The organism is Microbacterium sp. ARD32, assembly GCF_031844385.1.
GTDB lineage: Bacteria > Actinomycetota > Actinomycetes > Actinomycetales > Microbacteriaceae > Microbacterium.
Genome location: NZ_JAUZVD010000004.1, coordinates 1 through 15,210 on the forward strand (window position 1 = coordinate 1; position 15,210 = coordinate 15,210).

The 15,210-nt window shown below is 71.0% G+C and carries 14 protein-coding genes; 1 reads left to right on the top strand and 13 read right to left on the bottom strand.

Translation table 11 applies throughout. The features are described from left to right. Nucleotides 1-368: 368 nt before the first annotated feature. Nucleotides 369-1,682 (top strand): CoA transferase, encoded by a 1,314-nt coding sequence (locus tag Q9R19_RS13155; RefSeq protein ID WP_311256850.1) that lies wholly within the window; start codon nt 369-371, stop codon nt 1,680-1,682. Between the two features lie 68 nt (nt 1,683-1,750). Here the strand turns inward: Q9R19_RS13155 and Q9R19_RS13160 are convergent, their stop codons facing one another. The 13 genes from Q9R19_RS13160 to Q9R19_RS13220 form a co-directional block, all read right to left on the bottom strand. Beyond that, on the bottom strand, nt 1,751-2,557 hold the full coding sequence (locus Q9R19_RS13160; RefSeq protein WP_311256851.1) for a DUF4184 family protein: 807 nt from the start codon (nt 2,555-2,557) through the stop codon (nt 1,751-1,753). 67 nt (nt 2,558-2,624) lie between these two features. Beyond that, nucleotides 2,625-4,112 (bottom strand): MFS transporter, encoded by a 1,488-nt coding sequence (locus Q9R19_RS13165; protein WP_311256852.1) that lies wholly within the window; start codon nt 4,110-4,112, stop codon nt 2,625-2,627. Nucleotides 4,113-4,320: 208 nt separating this feature from the next. Then, on the bottom strand, nt 4,321-5,637 hold the full coding sequence (gene tyrS / locus Q9R19_RS13170) for a tyrosine--tRNA ligase (protein WP_311256853.1): 1,317 nt from the start codon (nt 5,635-5,637) through the stop codon (nt 4,321-4,323). Between the two features lie 28 nt (nt 5,638-5,665). Next, entirely contained in the window at nt 5,666-6,415 is a 750-nt protein-coding gene (locus tag Q9R19_RS13175; protein WP_311256854.1) for a hypothetical protein, read from the bottom strand. Then, nucleotides 6,412-7,056, bottom strand: a complete 645-nt coding sequence (locus Q9R19_RS13180) for a SatD family protein (RefSeq protein ID WP_311256855.1) — start codon at nt 7,054-7,056, stop codon at nt 6,412-6,414. Before Q9R19_RS13180 ends, Q9R19_RS13175 begins: the two co-directional genes overlap by 4 nt. 81 nt (nt 7,057-7,137) lie before the next feature. Continuing rightward, nucleotides 7,138-8,568: an argininosuccinate lyase gene (gene argH, locus Q9R19_RS13185; RefSeq protein ID WP_311256856.1), complete on the bottom strand. Its 1,431-nt coding sequence runs from the start codon at nt 8,566-8,568 to the stop codon at nt 7,138-7,140. Then, entirely contained in the window at nt 8,565-9,500 is a 936-nt protein-coding gene (gene argF / locus Q9R19_RS13190; protein WP_311256857.1) for an ornithine carbamoyltransferase, read from the bottom strand. The genes argH and argF overlap by 4 nt, the downstream gene beginning before the upstream one ends. Next, entirely contained in the window at nt 9,497-10,708 is a 1,212-nt protein-coding gene (locus Q9R19_RS13195) for an acetylornithine transaminase (RefSeq protein ID WP_311256858.1), read from the bottom strand. Before Q9R19_RS13195 ends, argF begins: the two co-directional genes overlap by 4 nt. After that, nucleotides 10,705-11,607: an acetylglutamate kinase gene (gene argB / locus Q9R19_RS13200; RefSeq protein ID WP_311256859.1), complete on the bottom strand. Its 903-nt coding sequence runs from the start codon at nt 11,605-11,607 to the stop codon at nt 10,705-10,707. The genes Q9R19_RS13195 and argB overlap by 4 nt, the downstream gene beginning before the upstream one ends. Then, nucleotides 11,604-12,761 carry a bifunctional glutamate N-acetyltransferase/amino-acid acetyltransferase ArgJ gene (gene argJ / locus Q9R19_RS13205; RefSeq protein WP_311256860.1) on the bottom strand — a complete coding sequence of 386 codons (1,158 nt, stop codon included), beginning with the start codon at nt 12,759-12,761 and terminating at the stop codon, nt 11,604-11,606. Before argJ ends, argB begins: the two co-directional genes overlap by 4 nt. Further along, a complete protein-coding gene (argC, locus tag Q9R19_RS13210) occupies nt 12,758-13,810 on the bottom strand; it encodes an N-acetyl-gamma-glutamyl-phosphate reductase (RefSeq protein ID WP_311256861.1) in 1,053 nt (350 codons plus the stop codon). Before argC ends, argJ begins: the two co-directional genes overlap by 4 nt. 355 nt (nt 13,811-14,165) lie before the next feature. Next, entirely contained in the window at nt 14,166-14,594 is a 429-nt protein-coding gene (locus tag Q9R19_RS13215) for a cupin domain-containing protein (protein WP_311256862.1), read from the bottom strand. Beyond that, nucleotides 14,591-15,175: a pyridoxamine 5'-phosphate oxidase family protein gene (locus Q9R19_RS13220; RefSeq protein ID WP_311256863.1), complete on the bottom strand. Its 585-nt coding sequence runs from the start codon at nt 15,173-15,175 to the stop codon at nt 14,591-14,593. The genes Q9R19_RS13215 and Q9R19_RS13220 overlap by 4 nt, the downstream gene beginning before the upstream one ends. Between the last annotated feature and the right edge of the window lie 35 nt (nt 15,176-15,210).

The window sequence follows — 15,210 nt, forward strand, 5'->3', positions numbered from 1 at the left end:
CCACAGCCGGCAGATCCGGGACTGCAGAGCAGTCAGGCCGGAGCCGGAACCTCTAGCCTACATCAGCGATACCGCCGATGGAAGAAGAGGAGTTGTTCGCCTCTTGGAGGGGAGCCAGGCCCTCAGGCCTTCCGCTCAACCGCTTGGGGCGAACAGGTAATAATTTACGCGGATCCCCGTGGTCCGGCAAATCGTGACGGGATCCCGGGCGTGTCGTGCTCGTCGGGACAGCGTGCGTGGCCACCCGAACCGTGCGATCGGCGTTCGGGATCCGTGCGATCGCCGGACGGAGATCCGTAGGACCGGCGGATGGAGACGCTGTCGGACGGCCGCGTCCGCACGCGAAGTGACCACGCGAAGGGACTGGGATGAGCGCAGCGCTGCTCGGCAGGCTCTGCACCGAGCTGGGGCTGGATGCCGGCCGCGCGGTCACCGCCGCGCACTCCGCCGTGCCGCTGTCGTCGCGCCTCCCGGTCGGTGAACTGGCGTGGTCGAGCATCATGATCGCCGGCGGAGCCCTGGCATCCGATGCCTGGTCCTCCCCCGACCCCGGACGGGTGGCCGCCGCGTACGTGAGCGACCGCCACCTGCGGGTCGCCGGCACCGCACCGGAGGCCTTCGCGCCGCTGTCGGGATTCTGGCGCACGCGGGATGGCTGGGTGCGCACCCACGGGAACTACTCGCATCATGCGGCCGCGCTGCGCGCCGGTCTGGGACTCGCCGCGGGCGCGGAGGTCGCCGAAGTGAGGACGACGCTGGCGCGGATGGCGGCCGTGCAGGCCGCCGACGGCATCCGCGCGGCGGGCGGTGTCTGCGTCCCCGTCGCGCAGGAGCATCCGTCGGTCGACGCCGAACTGCGGCGGCATCCGCTCATCACGCTCTCCCGGATCGGCGACTCGCGCGCGCGGGCGCTCCCCCGCGGCGACGGCGCGACGCCGCTGGACGGTGTCCGGGTGCTCGATCTGACCCGGGTGCTGGCCGGCCCCGTTGCCACCCGAACCCTCGCGCTGGCCGGGGCCGCCGTGCTGCGCGTCGATCCGCCGGGGCGCCCGGAGATCGCCTGGCAGCACCTCGACACCGGGCACGGAAAGCGCTCCGCGCTGCTCGACGCGGGCGCCGACCGCGCACGCCTGGACGCTCTCGTCGCGGAAGCCGATGTCGTCGTGCTCGGCTATCGCCCGAGCGGGCTCGCCCGCCTGGGCCTCGACGCCCGCACGCTGACCGCGCGCAATCCGCAGCTGGTCGTCGCGCAGCTGAGCGCCTGGCCCGGAGCCGACAGCCCGCGCGGCTTCGACAGCATCGTGCAGGCCGACTGCGGGATCTCGTGGATCGAGTCCGCCGACGGCATCCACCCTGGCGCGCTTCCGGCGCAGGCCCTGGACCACTCCGCCGGCTACCTGCTCGCAGCGGGAATCGCGACCGCGCTGCGCCGCCGCGCTGCTTCGGGCGGCTCCTGGTACGTGCGCACCTCCCTGCGGCGCATCGCGGCCGAGCTGCTCGGGCTCTCCCGTTCCGCCGTCACGACGCCCGCCGGATCGAACGGCCCCGACTCCGTGCGCACGCAGGATTTCGACGTGGCCGGCATGCGCGTGACCACCGTGGCTCCGGCCGTGACGTGGCCCGGCGGTCCGGAGCTGTTCGCCGCTCCCCGCCCGTGGGGCGCCGATGCGCCGGAGTGGTGAGCGGATGCCGCGGTTCACGCGGCGTGCGCGGTTCACGCGGCGTGCGCGGTTCACGCGGCGTGCGCGGTTCACGCGGCGTGCGCTGGTCGACGCGTCGCGGTGAGCACGACCACCACGCACAGCACGAGCGTCATCGCGCCCCAGACGCCGCACGCCGGCGGAAGGGTGCGGTACGCGAACTGCTGCAGCGTGAGCGCCTGCCCCGGCGGCCCGAAGCGGACGAGACCGATGCTCCAGCCGGTGATCAGGGCGGTGGGAAGCGTGAGGTACCAGACCCAGCGCAGCGGCGTCGGCAGCATACGCGGACGCCGTGCGACCGGTCGCCGTCGCCCCCAGAGCACGCCGTACAACGCGAGCGCGAGAAGCCCGATCACGCCGGAGCCGCGCTGCAGCCACTTGTACCAGGGCAGCGGGCCCCACGGCTGCTGCAGCGCCGTCAGCGTGACCACTCCCCAGCGGCCCTCGTGCGTGAACATGTCCCAGGCGATGTGCGAGAGCACCCCGAGCACCAGCGACGCGGCCAGCAGCGCGCCGGCGACGGCGCGCGACTCACCGGACCGCGGTGTCACCAGCCCTCGGAGCGCCTGGCCATCCGACCGCAGCCATTCCCGCGGCATCCGCGCGGCGACGGCATCCGGTGCGAGCATGACCAGAGCGGGACGAAGCACGACCCGCCACAGCGTGAACAGCACCAGCGCGATCAGCGCGGTCCACACGACGTTCGCCGCCGAGTGCGTGAAGCCGTATGTGGGGCCGACGCCGCGCAGGAACAGCGGGAGATCCGGCGTCATCGCGCCGATCGCGATCGCCGCCGGCACCAGCGGCGTGCGCACGAACGGCAGCGCCACCAGCGCGTGGCTCGGGGTGAACGGCATCCGGACTCCTGGGGCGCTGCGGGGACGGCAGAGCCCCCAGCCTAAGCGGGCGTGACGGCGACCGGACTCAGTCGGCGGCGATCACGACGGGGATCGGCATCGTGCTCGTGTCGATGAGCGGGTTCTCGTCCTGCCCCTCGACGATCTCCCGTGCCTCCTGCGGAGTCTCGACGGTGGGGAACGAGCCGATCAGCGGGCGCTTGGCGGTCTCCTTCATCGACAGCAGCGCGACACCGCCGAGCGCGGCGAAGAACATGATGTAGAACGCGGGCATGTAGATGTTCCCGGTCCACTCGATCAGCGCCTGGCTGAACAGCGGCGTCGTGCCGCCGAACAGGGACACCGCCACGTTGTAGGCGATCGCCATCGCGCCGAATCGCGACGCGGTCGGGAACAGCGCGGGGAGGGCGGATGCCGAGATCGCGACGTAGAACGCGACGGGGATCGCCACCATGCCGAGGGCGATCATGACCGCCCATTCCCTGCCGATCTGCATCACGGTGAACGCGGGGACCATGAGCACGATCGTCGAGACCACGGCGATGCCGTACACGGGACGACGCCCGATGCGATCGGAGAGCCGGCCGATCAGCGGCAGGCACGCGCTCATGACGATCAGCACCGGAACGGTGGCGATGGCGGCCATCAGGTTGGACACGCCCACCTCCGTCTCGAGGTAGGTCGGCATGTAACTGGTGAGCGCGTAGCCGGCGGTGTTGGTCGCCGAGACCAGGGCGATGCCGATGAGCACCTCGCGCCAGTGATGGCGCAGGATGCCGAGGATCCCGTGGCGCGCCATCGGGTCGTCGGGATTCTCCTCGGTCAGCCCCGAGGCCTGCTCGGCCTCGTAAGCGGGCGTCTCCGGGATCTTCAGCCGGAACCAGATCGCCACGACGCCGAGCGGCACGGCGACGAGGAACGGGATGCGCCATCCGTAGTCCACCATGCCGGTGGGTCCGGAGAGCGACTCGACGATCCAGGTGGTCAGTCCGACGACGCTGGCGCCGGCGGCGAACCCGATGTACGAGCCGACGTCGAGGAACGAGGACCAGTACCCGCGCGAGCGGTCCGGCGAGAACTCCGAGACGTAGGTCGTCGCGCCGGCGTACTCGCCGCCCGTGGAGAAGCCCTGGATCATCTTCAGCAGGTACAGCGGGATGATCGCCCACAGCCCGATCTGCGCCGACGTCGGCAGCACGCCGATGAGCGCCGTCGCCGTCGCCATCATGGCCATGGTGAAGAAGAGCACGCGCTGACGGCCGATGCGGTCGCCCAGCGGCCCGAGCACCAGTCCGCCCAGCGGACGCACCAGGAACGAGATCGCGAAGCCGAGCAGGGTGATCAGCAGCCCGAGTCCGCCGGGGAGGTCGCCGGTGAACACCGTGGTGAGCGTGACGGCCAGGTAGCCGTAGACGCCGAAGTCGAACCACTCCATGAAGTTGCCGACGACGGTCCCCGAGATCGCGGTGCGCAGTCGGGACTTCTTGACGACGAGCACATCGCCGACGCGGAGGCGGCGCGGCGGCCGGCGCTTGGTCAGGGTCTTCTTGGGCACAGGATCACTCCTCGCTGCGGTCGGAATCGCATCGGGTCTCGGTGGAGCACGATGTTACTCCGCCGCCGATGCGCGGCCCGCAGCGCGTCCGGTGTGTGCTATACGGCTCGCTCCGCCCGGAACGACGCGGATCACGGCATCCACACGCCTGCGCGACACGCGCGGCGCCACCCGGGCGTGTCGCCGACGCCTCCCCCAGGCGGCAGCGTCAGCTGAGGAACACGCCCGCGAGGGTCTTCTTGCCCCGCCGCAGCACGCTGACGCCGCCCGGAAGCGAGCCCTGCACGGTCGCGGTGTCGTCCGCGACCCGCTCACCGTCCAGGCTGACGCCGCCCTGCGAGATCGCGCGTCGCGCCTCGGACGCGCTCGAGACGAGTCCGGTCGCCACCAGGGCCTCGGTGATCGCGGTTCCCGCGGCCACCGTGGTGTGCGGCAGCTCCTCCAGCGCGGTGCGCAGCGTCGCGGCGTCGAGGGCGGACAGATCACCCTGACCGAACAGAGCCTCGGATGCCGCGATCACGGCCTGCGTCGCCTCGACGCCGTGCACGGTCGCGCAGACCTCGAGCGCGAGCCGCTTCTGCGCGGCCCGCCGGAACGGCTCCGACTCCACCTGCGCTGCGTAGTCCTCGATCTCGGCGCGCGTCAGGAACGTGAACACCTTCAGCCGATCGATCACATCGGCATCCGCCGTGCCCAGCCAGAACTGGTACATGCGGTACGGGCTGCACATCTCGGCATCCAGCCAGATGGCGTTGCCCTCGCTCTTGCCGAACTTGGTGCCGTCGCTGTTGGTGATCAGCGGCGTGCCGATCGCGTGTGCGCTCGCACCCTCGACGCGGCGGATCAGGTCGGTGCCGCTGGTGAGGTTCCCCCACTGATCCGACCCGCCGGTCTGCAGCACGCAGCCGTACTGCCGGTACAGCTCGAGGAAGTCCATGCCCTGCAGGATCTGGTAGCTGAACTCGGTGTAGCTGATGCCGGCATCCGAATTCAGCCGCGCGGCGACGGCGTCCTTCTTCAGCATCGTTCCCACGCGGAAGTGCTTGCCGATCTCGCGCAGGAAGTCGATGGCGCTCAGCGGCGCCGTCCAGTCGAGGTTGTTCACCATGCGAGCGGCGTTGTCGCCCTCGAAGCTGAGGAAGCGCTCGACCTGGGCGCGCAGCCGGCCGACCCATTCCTCGACGGTCTCGCGCGTGTTCAGGGTGCGCTCGGCGGTCGGGCGGGGGTCGCCGATCAGGCCCGTGGAGCCGCCGACCAGGCCGAGCGGCCGGTGACCGGCCAGCTGCAGCCGCCGCAGCAGCAGCAGCTGCACGAGGTTGCCCAGGTGCAGGCTGGGCGCGGTCGGGTCGAAGCCGCAGTAATAGGTGATCGGGTCTCCGCCGAGAAGGGCGCGCAGCGCCTCCTGATCGGTGGACACGTGGACCAGCCCGCGCCACTGCAGCTCGTCCCAGACGTTCTCGAAGGCGGGATCGAGAGCGACGGCGCTGATGGTGAGCGGGGCGGTCGTCAGAGCGGAATTCGACACGCGCTCCAGATTATCAGCGCGGATCCGGTCAGCTGCGCGCCGCCCACCACACGAGGAAGGCGCCTGCGAGCGCGATCACCCAGCTGACCAGGCTGCCGACCAGGAAGTACTCGGCGCGAGCGCCGGTCTCACCGTCCTTGGAGATCTCCGGGAATCTCACGATGCCCTTCGCCGCGAGCATGGCGGCGAGCAGGGGGTATGCGGATGCCAGGGTGAGCGCGACGACCAGGAAGCGCTCCAGCGGTCCGATGAGCCGGCCGCCCTGGAAGCCCGTCGCCGCCGGCTGCGGCTGGCGCAGTCGCCCGCCGCGCAGCGCTCCCCCGAGGTCGGCCGGTCGCCAGGTCCCCTCGCGATCCAGAGCCGCCCGCACGACCAGGTTGGCCGACTCCGCCGCGAAGAGCGCGACACCTGATGCGAGCAGCACGACATCGAGCCCGAGGTCGCCCATCGGCGAGCGGACGACCCAGACGTCGTCGAGAAGTCCGTGCCGGGTGCTCGCCGGCAGCAGCGCGGTGGTCGCGAAGACGACGCCGGCGAGCACTGCGGCCGGCCAGAACGACGCCCTGCCCGTGGCATCAAGCGGCATGGTCCACATCCACACGCCGCACAGCACGCAGGCGATCACGGCCGGGATGAGAGCAGCGCTGCACGCTCCGAAGCCGATCACTGCGACGGCCAGCAGTGACAGCACCGCGATCCGGGCGCTCCGACGGCGCGCGAACCGACGCGCCAGGTCGGAGGCGCCGATGGAGACCAGCGCGAGACCGGCGAGGATCATGCTCCCGCTCCGTCCAGCAGAGCGAGCCCGTCCAGCAGAGCGTTCGCCCCGGAACTGTGCAGCGCCTTCGACACCGCGGGCTGCGTGATGCCCTCCTGCTCGGCCAGTACGCGCTGGGACAATCCGCCGAAGCGGCCGTAGGCGAGTCGACGCTCGCGCTCGCTCATGCGCGCGACGATCGCATCCCTGGCCAGCAGATACGCGTTGGATGATGTGATCACGGCGTCCATGACCTCAGTCTGGCCCGGGGCTCCGACGATCCAGGTGCGGGAGGTCGGCACTGCGCGCTGCTGACGCGAATGAGCCGCCTCGATCGCCTCTCGCGCCGCCCACCAGCCCGGCCCGTCGGAGAGCTGGCCGTGCTGGGAGTCGATCCGGCGGATCCCGCCCACCCCCAGGCCGAACCGGAACTCGACTCCGTCGGGCAGCGCCAGCTGCAGCAGCAGCAGCGATGCGAGCGCGTCGCCGAGCGTGCGGTAGACGCCCTGCTGCTCGTCGCCGACGGTCGGCCGCAGCGGGTCCTGCGCCCGCGGATGATCGCTCTCCACGCGGGCGATCGCGCCATCGAACACCTGCTGGGCCGAGACGCGATCGTCGAGCAGCCGGGAGCCGACGATGTCTGCGATCACTGCGATGACCATGCGATAACCGTATCACGAATTATTCGCGATTATGACTTGCTTGGTTATATATACGGGATATGCCTCACGCGGGGCCCGCCCTCAGAGACCGAGCGCGTGTGCTGCCGCCTGCGTACGCGACACCAGCTCCGCCCGCTGCTCGCCCACCCGCTCCGGAGCAGTGCCCCCTGCGCCGGAGCGCGCGGCGACCGAGCCCTCGATGGAGAGCACGTCGCGCACAGCGGGAGTGAGGTGCTCCGACACCGAGCTCAGCAGGGCGTCATCGGCATCCTCCAACCCGATGCCCCGCTCCTCGCACGCCCGTACCAGCGCCCCGGAGATCTCGTGGGCGTCACGGAACGGCACCCGCTGCTTGACGAGCCACTCGGCGACGTCCGTCGCCAGCGAGAAGCCCTGCGGAGCGAGCTGCGCCATCCGCTCGGTGTCGAAGCGCAGCGTCGCGATCATGCCCGCGAACGCCGGCAGCACCACCTCGAGCGTCTGCACCGAGTCGAACACCGGCTCCTTGTCCTCCTGCAGGTCGCGGTTGTACGCGAGCGGCAGGGCCTTGAGCGTGGCGAGCAGTCCGGTCAGGTTGCCGATCAGCCGTCCGGACTTGCCGCGGGCGAGCTCGGCGATGTCGGGGTTCTTCTTCTGCGGCATGATGCTGGAGCCCGTGGAGTAGGAGTCGTCGAGGGTGACGAAGCCGAACTCGCGGGTGTTCCAGAGGATGATCTCCTCCGACAGGCGGGAGAGGTCGATGCCCGTCATCGCCGCGATGAACGCGAACTCCGCCACCACGTCGCGGGCGGCCGTGCCGTCGAGCGAGTTCTCGGCGGGGCGGTCGAGTCCGAGTTCGCGCGCGACCAGCGCAGGGTCGAGGCCCAGCGTCGAACCGGCCAGCGCTCCCCCGCCGTAGGGCGAGACGCCGGCGCGGCGACGCCAGTCGACCAGGCGCTCCAGCTCGCGCACCAGCGGCCAGGCGTGCGCCTGCAGGTGGTGGGCGAGCAGCACCGGCTGCGCGTGCTGCAGATGCGTGCGGCCGGGGAGAATGGCATCCGGATGCGCCTCGGCCTGCGCGACCAGCGCATCGATCACGCGCAGCAGATCCCGGGCGATCACCCGGGCATGGTCGATCAGGTACATCCGCACGAGCGTCGCGATCTGGTCGTTGCGGCTGCGTCCGGCGCGCAGGCGCCCGCCCACCTCGGCGCCGACCTCGGCGATCAGCGCCTTCTCCAGCGCCCCGTGCACGTCCTCGTCGCCGGGATCGGGCAGCAGGGTGCCGTCGGCGATCCTCGCGGCCAGCGCGTCCAGGCCGGCGCGCATGATGCGCGCCTCTTCGGGCTCCAGGTACCCGGCGGCCTCCAGCGCCGTGGCGTGCGCGTGCGATCCGGCGATGTCATAGGGCGCGAGGATCCAGTCGAAGTGCGTCGACCGGCTCAGTTCGGCCAGCTCCGGTGACGGTCCGCCCGCGAAGCGGGCGCCCCAGAGCGCACCCTCGTTCGTGCCATGCGCGCCGCCGGTGCTCACGCCTCCGCCTCCTGCTTGCCGAGCAGCCACACCAGCAGCGCCTTCTGCGCGTGCAGTCGGTTCTCGGCCTCGTCCCAGACGACGCTCTGCGGTCCGTCGATGACCTCGGAGTCGACCTCGTAGCCGCGGTCGGCGGGCAGGCAGTGGATGAAGATCGCCTCGGGATCGGCGAGGGCCATGATCTCGGTGGTGACCTTGTAGCCGCCGAGGTCGCGCAGGCGCTCGATCTTCTCCTCCTCCTTGCCCATCGACACCCACGTGTCCGTGACGATGATGTCCGCTCCGAGCGCCGCCTCGCGCGGATCGGTGAGCAGTGTGACCGATCCGCCGCTGGAGGCCGCGCGCTTCTCGGCGGATGCCACCACGTCGGCACGCGGCGCGTACGCGTCGGGCGAGGTGATGCGCACGTGCATGCCGGCGGTGACCCCGGCCAGCAGATAGGAGTGCGCCATGTTGCTGCGGCCGTCGCCGTAGAACGTGAGCGTGAGGCCCGCGAGTTCGCCCTTGTGCTCGCGGATGGTGAGCAGGTCGGCCAGCAGCTGGCAGGGGTGGAAGTCGTCCGAGAGGGCGTTGATGACCGGAACGCGGGTGCCGCGCGCCATCTCCTCCAGGCCCGACTGCGCGTAGGTGCGCCACACGATCGCGGCGACCTGACGCTCCAGCACGCGGGCGGTGTCGGACGGTGTCTCCTTGCCGCCGAGCTGGCTGCTGGCGGTCGAGATGATCAGCGGCGACCCGCCGAGATCGGCGATGCCGACCGCGAAGGACACCCGGGTGCGCGTGGACGACTTGTCGAAGATCACCGCGACCGTCTGCGGGCCGGCGAGCACCTTGTTCGACCAGCGGTCCTTCTTCAGCTCGAGCGCGAGATCGAGCACCTCGTTCTGCTCGGCGGTGGTCAGGTCGTCGTCGCGAAGCAGATGGCGGGTCACGAGGGGTTCTCCTTGGATGCGGATGCGGATGCGGATGCGACGGCGTCGAGCGCCGCGCGGAACAGGGTGAGGAACTCCGCCACCTCGGCGTCGCCGATGGTGTAGGCGGGCGCGATGCGGATGATGTCCTCGGTGGGTGCGTTGACGATCAGGCCGCGCTCGTGCGCGGCGGCCCGCACCTCGGCGGCGACGGGCTCCGACAGGCGGATGCCGATGAGCAGACCGGCGCCGGTGGTCCCGGTCACGTACGGAAGCTCCGCGATCGCGGTGCGCAGCTGGGCGCCGCGCGCGTTGATGTTCTCGAGCAGACCGCTGTCCTCGATGTAGCCGAGGGTGGCGTTGGCGACAGCCGCCGCCAGCGGGTTCCCGCCGAACGTCGAGTTGTGCGTGCCGGGATAGAACAGGTCGCTGGCGGCGCCGAACGTGATGAGCGCACTCAGCGGGAAGCCCGCGGCGATGCTCTTGGCCAGCGTCACGGCATCCGGGACGATGCCCTCGCGCTGGAACGCGAACCACTCGCCGGTGCGACCGGACCCGGTCTGCACCTCGTCGAGGATCAGCAGCGCATCGTGCTCCGTGGTCAGTTCCCTGGCGCGGGTCAGGAATCCCGCGGGCAGCTCGATCACGCCCGCCTCGCCCTGGATCGGCTCGACGATCATGGCGGCCACTCCCCCGTCGGCGAACGCCGCCTCGAGGCTCTCGATCGAGTGGCCGATCGTCACCACGTCGGGCACGGCGGGCAGGAACGGATCCCGGTACTTCGCCTTGGGCGTGAGCGAGAGGGCGCCCATGGTGCGGCCGTGGAAGGCACCCTCCACCACGACGACCTTCGTGCGGCCGGTGGGGTTCCCGTGCAGGCGCGCCAGCTTGAACGCCATCTCGTTCGCCTCGCTGCCCGAGTTGGCCAGGAACACGCGGCCGGCGTCGCCGGTGCCGGCGAGGCGCTTCAGCCGGGCGGCGAGCTCGAGCTGCCCGGGGCTGGCGAAGTAGTTGGACACGTGCGCGAGAGTCGCCGCCTGCGTGGACACGGCCTCCACGAACACCGGATGGGCGTGCCCCAGGCAGTTCACGGCGATCCCGCCGAGGAAGTCGAGGTAGCGCCTGCCCTCGGCATCCCACACCGACGACCCCTCACCGCGCGTGAGCAGGGCGAACCGTCCGCCCAGGCTCATCAGATCGTGAGCGGCACCCTCTTTCCAGTCGCTCATGACGCAACCACTTCCGTTCCGATTCCCTTGCTGGTGAACAGTTCGACGAGCACCGAGTGCGGCACGCGTCCGTCGATGATGGCTGCGGCGTCCACGCCGCCCTGCACGGCGTCCAGGCACGCGCGCATCTTCGGGATCATGCCCGATTCCAGTGTCGGCAGCATCGCGGTCAGATCCTCGGCTGCGATGTGCGAGACCAGCGAATCGCGATCGGGCCAGTCGGCGTAGAGGCCGGGGACATCGGTCAGGATCACCAGCTTGCGCGCTCCGACCGCGGTCGCCAACGCCGCTGCCGCGGCATCCGCATTGACGTTCAGCGACTGCCCGGGGTGATCCAGGTCGGGCGCGATCGACGACACCACCGGGATGCGGCCGGCCGCCAGATGGTCGAGCACCGGCGTGGGGTCGACCTGAACGACATCGCCGACGCGGCCGAGATCGACCTCCTCGCCGTCGATGACGACGCCACGGCGACGCCCGCCGAACAGTCCGGCGTCCTCGCCGCTGAGCCCGGTCGCGATCGGACCGTGCGAGTTGATCTTGGCGACCAGCTGCGGGTTCACCTGTCCGGTGAGCACCATCCGCACCACGCTGATCGCCTCGGTGTTGGTGACGCGGTAGCCGCCCTTGAACTCGCTCGGGATGTCGAGCCGGTTCAGCATGCGGGAGATCTGCGGGCCGCCGCCGTGCACGACCACGGGCTGCACGCCGACGTAGCGCAGGTAGGCGATGTCCTGCGCGAACGCATCCTGCAGCTCGTCGCTGACCATGGCGTTGCCGCCGTACTTGACGACGACGATCTGGTCGCGGAACCTCTTCAGCCACGGCAGCGACTCGATCAGGGTGGCCGCCTTGCCTGCGGCCTCCTCGGGGGCGGTGTCCTGCAGGTCGGTCGTCATGAGGAGTAGGCGCTGTTCTCGTGCACGTAGTCGTGGGTCAGGTCGTTGGTCAGGATCGTCGCGGTCTGGTCGCCGTTCTTCAAGTCGATCAGCACGTGGGTCGCGCGGGGGGTCAGGTCGACGTCCTCACGGGGCCGATCCGGGCCGCCGTCCGAGCAGACCCGCACCCCGTTCATCGACACGTCCACGGCATAGGGGTTGAAGTTCGCGCTGGTGGTGCCGATCGCGGCGAGCACCCGCCCCCAGTTCGGGTCGTTGCCGAAGATCGCGGCCTTGAACAGATTGTTGCGGGCCACCGAGCGGCCGACCTCCACGGCATCCGCCTCGGTGGCCGCGTGCACGACCTCGATGGCGATGTCGTGACTGGCACCCTCGGCATCCGCCTGCAGCTTCTGCGCAAGGTCGAGGCACACCTCGGCGAGCGCGACGTCGAAGTCGTCCAGGTCGGGGCGGATGCCGCTGGCACCGCTCACGAGCAGCGTCACCTGGTCGTTGGTGGACATGCAGCCGTCGGAGTCGAGCCGGTCGAAGCTCACGCTCGTCGCGCGGCGCAGCGCGGCGTCGGCCTCGGCGGCCTCGAGGTCGGCATCCGTGGTGACCACCACGAGCATCGTGGCCAGGCCCGGCGCGAGCATGCCCGCTCCCTTGGCCATCGCCCCGATGGTCCAGCCGTCGCGCGCGACGGCCGCGGTCTTCGCGACCGTGTCGGTGGTCATGATGGCCTCGGCGGCGGCCTGACCGCCGTCGGCGGACAGCGACGCGATGCCCTGCACAACGCCGTCGAGCACCTTGCCGCGGAACACCTCGTCGCCGGTGCCGATCAGACCGGTGGAGCAGACCAGGATGTCACCCGCGCTCACTTCGAGCAGCTCAGCGGCCCTCTCGGCGGTGAGATGACTGGTCTGGAATCCGAAAGCACCGGTGAAGCAGTTCGCTCCGCCGGAGTTCAGCACGATCGCCTCGACCGTGCGGTCGGCGATGACCTGCTGCGACCACAGGATCGGGTTGGCCTTGGCGCGATTGCTGGTGAACACCGCGGCGCCCACCTTGCGGGGTCCGCGGTTGACGACCACCGCCACATCCGGCTTCCCGGTGCTCTTGAGCCCTGCGGCGACGCCGGCCGCTTCGAATCCCTGGGGCGCGGTGACGCTCACGGCGCTACTCCGTTCACGGTCAGAGCGCGGTCCTCGGGAAGGCCCAGCGCGAGGTTCATGGACTGCACGGCGGCACCGGCGGTCCCCTTGACGAGATTGTCCACCGCGGTGACCACGACCACGCGGTTCGCCGCGCGGTCGACGGCGATGCCCATCAGCGCGGTGTTGGCGCCGAGCACGTCGGCGGTGCGCGGGAAGACGCCCTCTGGCAGCAGCTGCACGAAGGTCTCCTCGGCGTAGGCGGACTCCCAGGCATCCCGGATCTGCGCGTCGGTGGCGCCCGCTGCGATCGGCGCCGTGGAGGTGGCGAGGATGCCCCGGGCCATCGGCACGATCACGGGGGTGAAGGAGATGCGGATGCCGTCGGGCGACGCACCGGATGCCGCGGCGAGCGCCTGCCGGATCTCGGGGATGTGCCGGTGGGTGCCGCCGACCGCGTACGGGTTGGCGGTGCCGAGCAGTTCGCTGCCGAGCAGATGCGGCTTCAGGCTCTTGCCCGCGCCGGAGGGCCCGACGGCCAGGACGCTGACGATGTCGCCGGGATCGATGACCCCCGCGGCGACGCCGGGCGCGAGACTGAGACTCACGGCGGATGCGTTGCAGCCGGGCGCTGCGATGCGCGTCGCGCCGCGCAGGCTGTCGCGCTGCTTGGCGCCGTTCACGAGGAGCTCGGGCACGCCGTACGTCCAGGGCTCGTGGAAGGCTCCGCCGTAGAAGGCGTCCCACGCGTCCGGCGAGGTGAGCCGGTGATCCGCGCCCGCGTCGATCACGAGGGGGGTCTCGCCGAGGGCATCCGTGTACTGGCCGGACTGGCCGTGCGGCAGCGCGAGGAAGACGACGTCGTGCCCGGCGAGGATCTCGGGCGTGGTCTCCTGCAGCGTCAGGTGCGCCAGCGAGCGCAGGTGCGGCTGATGCTGCACGAGCGGCTGACCGGCGCTGGAGTGCGCGGTGACGGTGCGGATCTCGATGTCGGGATGCGCGGCGAGCAGCCGCAGGATCTCGCCTCCCGCATAGCCTGATGCGCCGGAGACGGCGACGGAGTACGTCATGGTTCTACCTTAACGGTCGAGGTGCGCCCGGAACCCTGTGCGTCATGGGTCCCTGAGCCGGGGCCCCGCGGCCCGGAGGCTCGGAACGTCGCGAAGCGGCGTTCCGAGTGGGGCGTGGGGATCGAAGGGTGGACCGGGGCGGCGACACCGGCTCCGGCCTCGCACCATGACGGAACGGGCAGCGCGGGGTCGCCTAGAGTCGGCGGCCGACGCGGCGTCGGCGCACGGGGACGACACGCACAGGGACGACGCGCGGAACGGGCGTCGAGGCGAAGTGTGCGGCCGAAGGCATGACGCGACAGTAGCGCCGATTCCGCGGCATCCGCAAATCAGCGACGTCACACCGCCGACGGCCTCACCACGGCATCGGGCGGTCCGGCCCGCGACGGCTGTCGTCGGGCATGTGCGGCAGGTGCTCGCCGCCGGCGCGGATGCACAGCCAGCGCAGCTCGCCGGGGCTGTCCGGCAGTGCCCGCCAGGTGCGCCACACGCCCTGACCCACGCGCACGACCGTGCCCTCCTCCACGTCGACGACGTCGTCGTCCAGCCCCATCTGCCCCCGTCCGGCGAGGAAGACGTACAGCTCCTCGACCTTCTCGTGCACGTGCCAGTAGCCGGCCTCCTCGCCCGGGATCAGGGCGTTCGCCGTCATGCCGATGTACTGCATGGTCAGCTCGTGGTCCACGACCCGGCGGCCGTCGCGCGAGCGCGACTCGTCGAATCCGCCGTGGAACGCGCGCCAGTCCGGCATCGCCCCGATCTCGGTCACCTGATAGTCGCTCATCGTGTCTCCCTCTCATCCGACGCGCTCTCCGCGTCCTCCATCCGATGCACCCAACCGCGCCCGTCGCGGCGATACACCAGCCGCAGGTGATTGCGGTCTTGGGCGCCCTGCCAGAACTCGATGCGCTCGGGCACAACCCGCCAGAGCACCCAGTCCCCCGTCGCGATCCCGGCGCGGGCGGCCGGCGTGCGTGCGGCGAGGTCAGCCGCCGACTCCTCCGCAGTCGCCTCGCGCACGCCGCCGCGCACCCGCACGGCGCGGACCAGCGGCTGCCACCAGAGCGAGAGCGCCGCGACCGGATGCGCGGCGAGCTGGATGCCTTTCGCCGAGCTGCGACGGCCGGCGAAGGCCCATCCGGCATCGCCGAAATCCTTCAGGATCAGCGTCCGCGCATCCGGCAGCCCGTCGCGGCCCACGGTCGCCAGCGTCATCGCGTGCGGCTCGGCGACGCCGCGATCGACAGCATCCGTCAGCCAGTCCCGGAACAGCACGACCGGATCAGCCGGGGCCTGGGCGGGATCGAACATCGGGGCGCGCCCGGAGAGGGAGCGCAGGCTGCGCAGCCACGCGGCGTCGGTCATGTCCCCGAGCCTACGCAGTCGCCGCCGCATCCCGG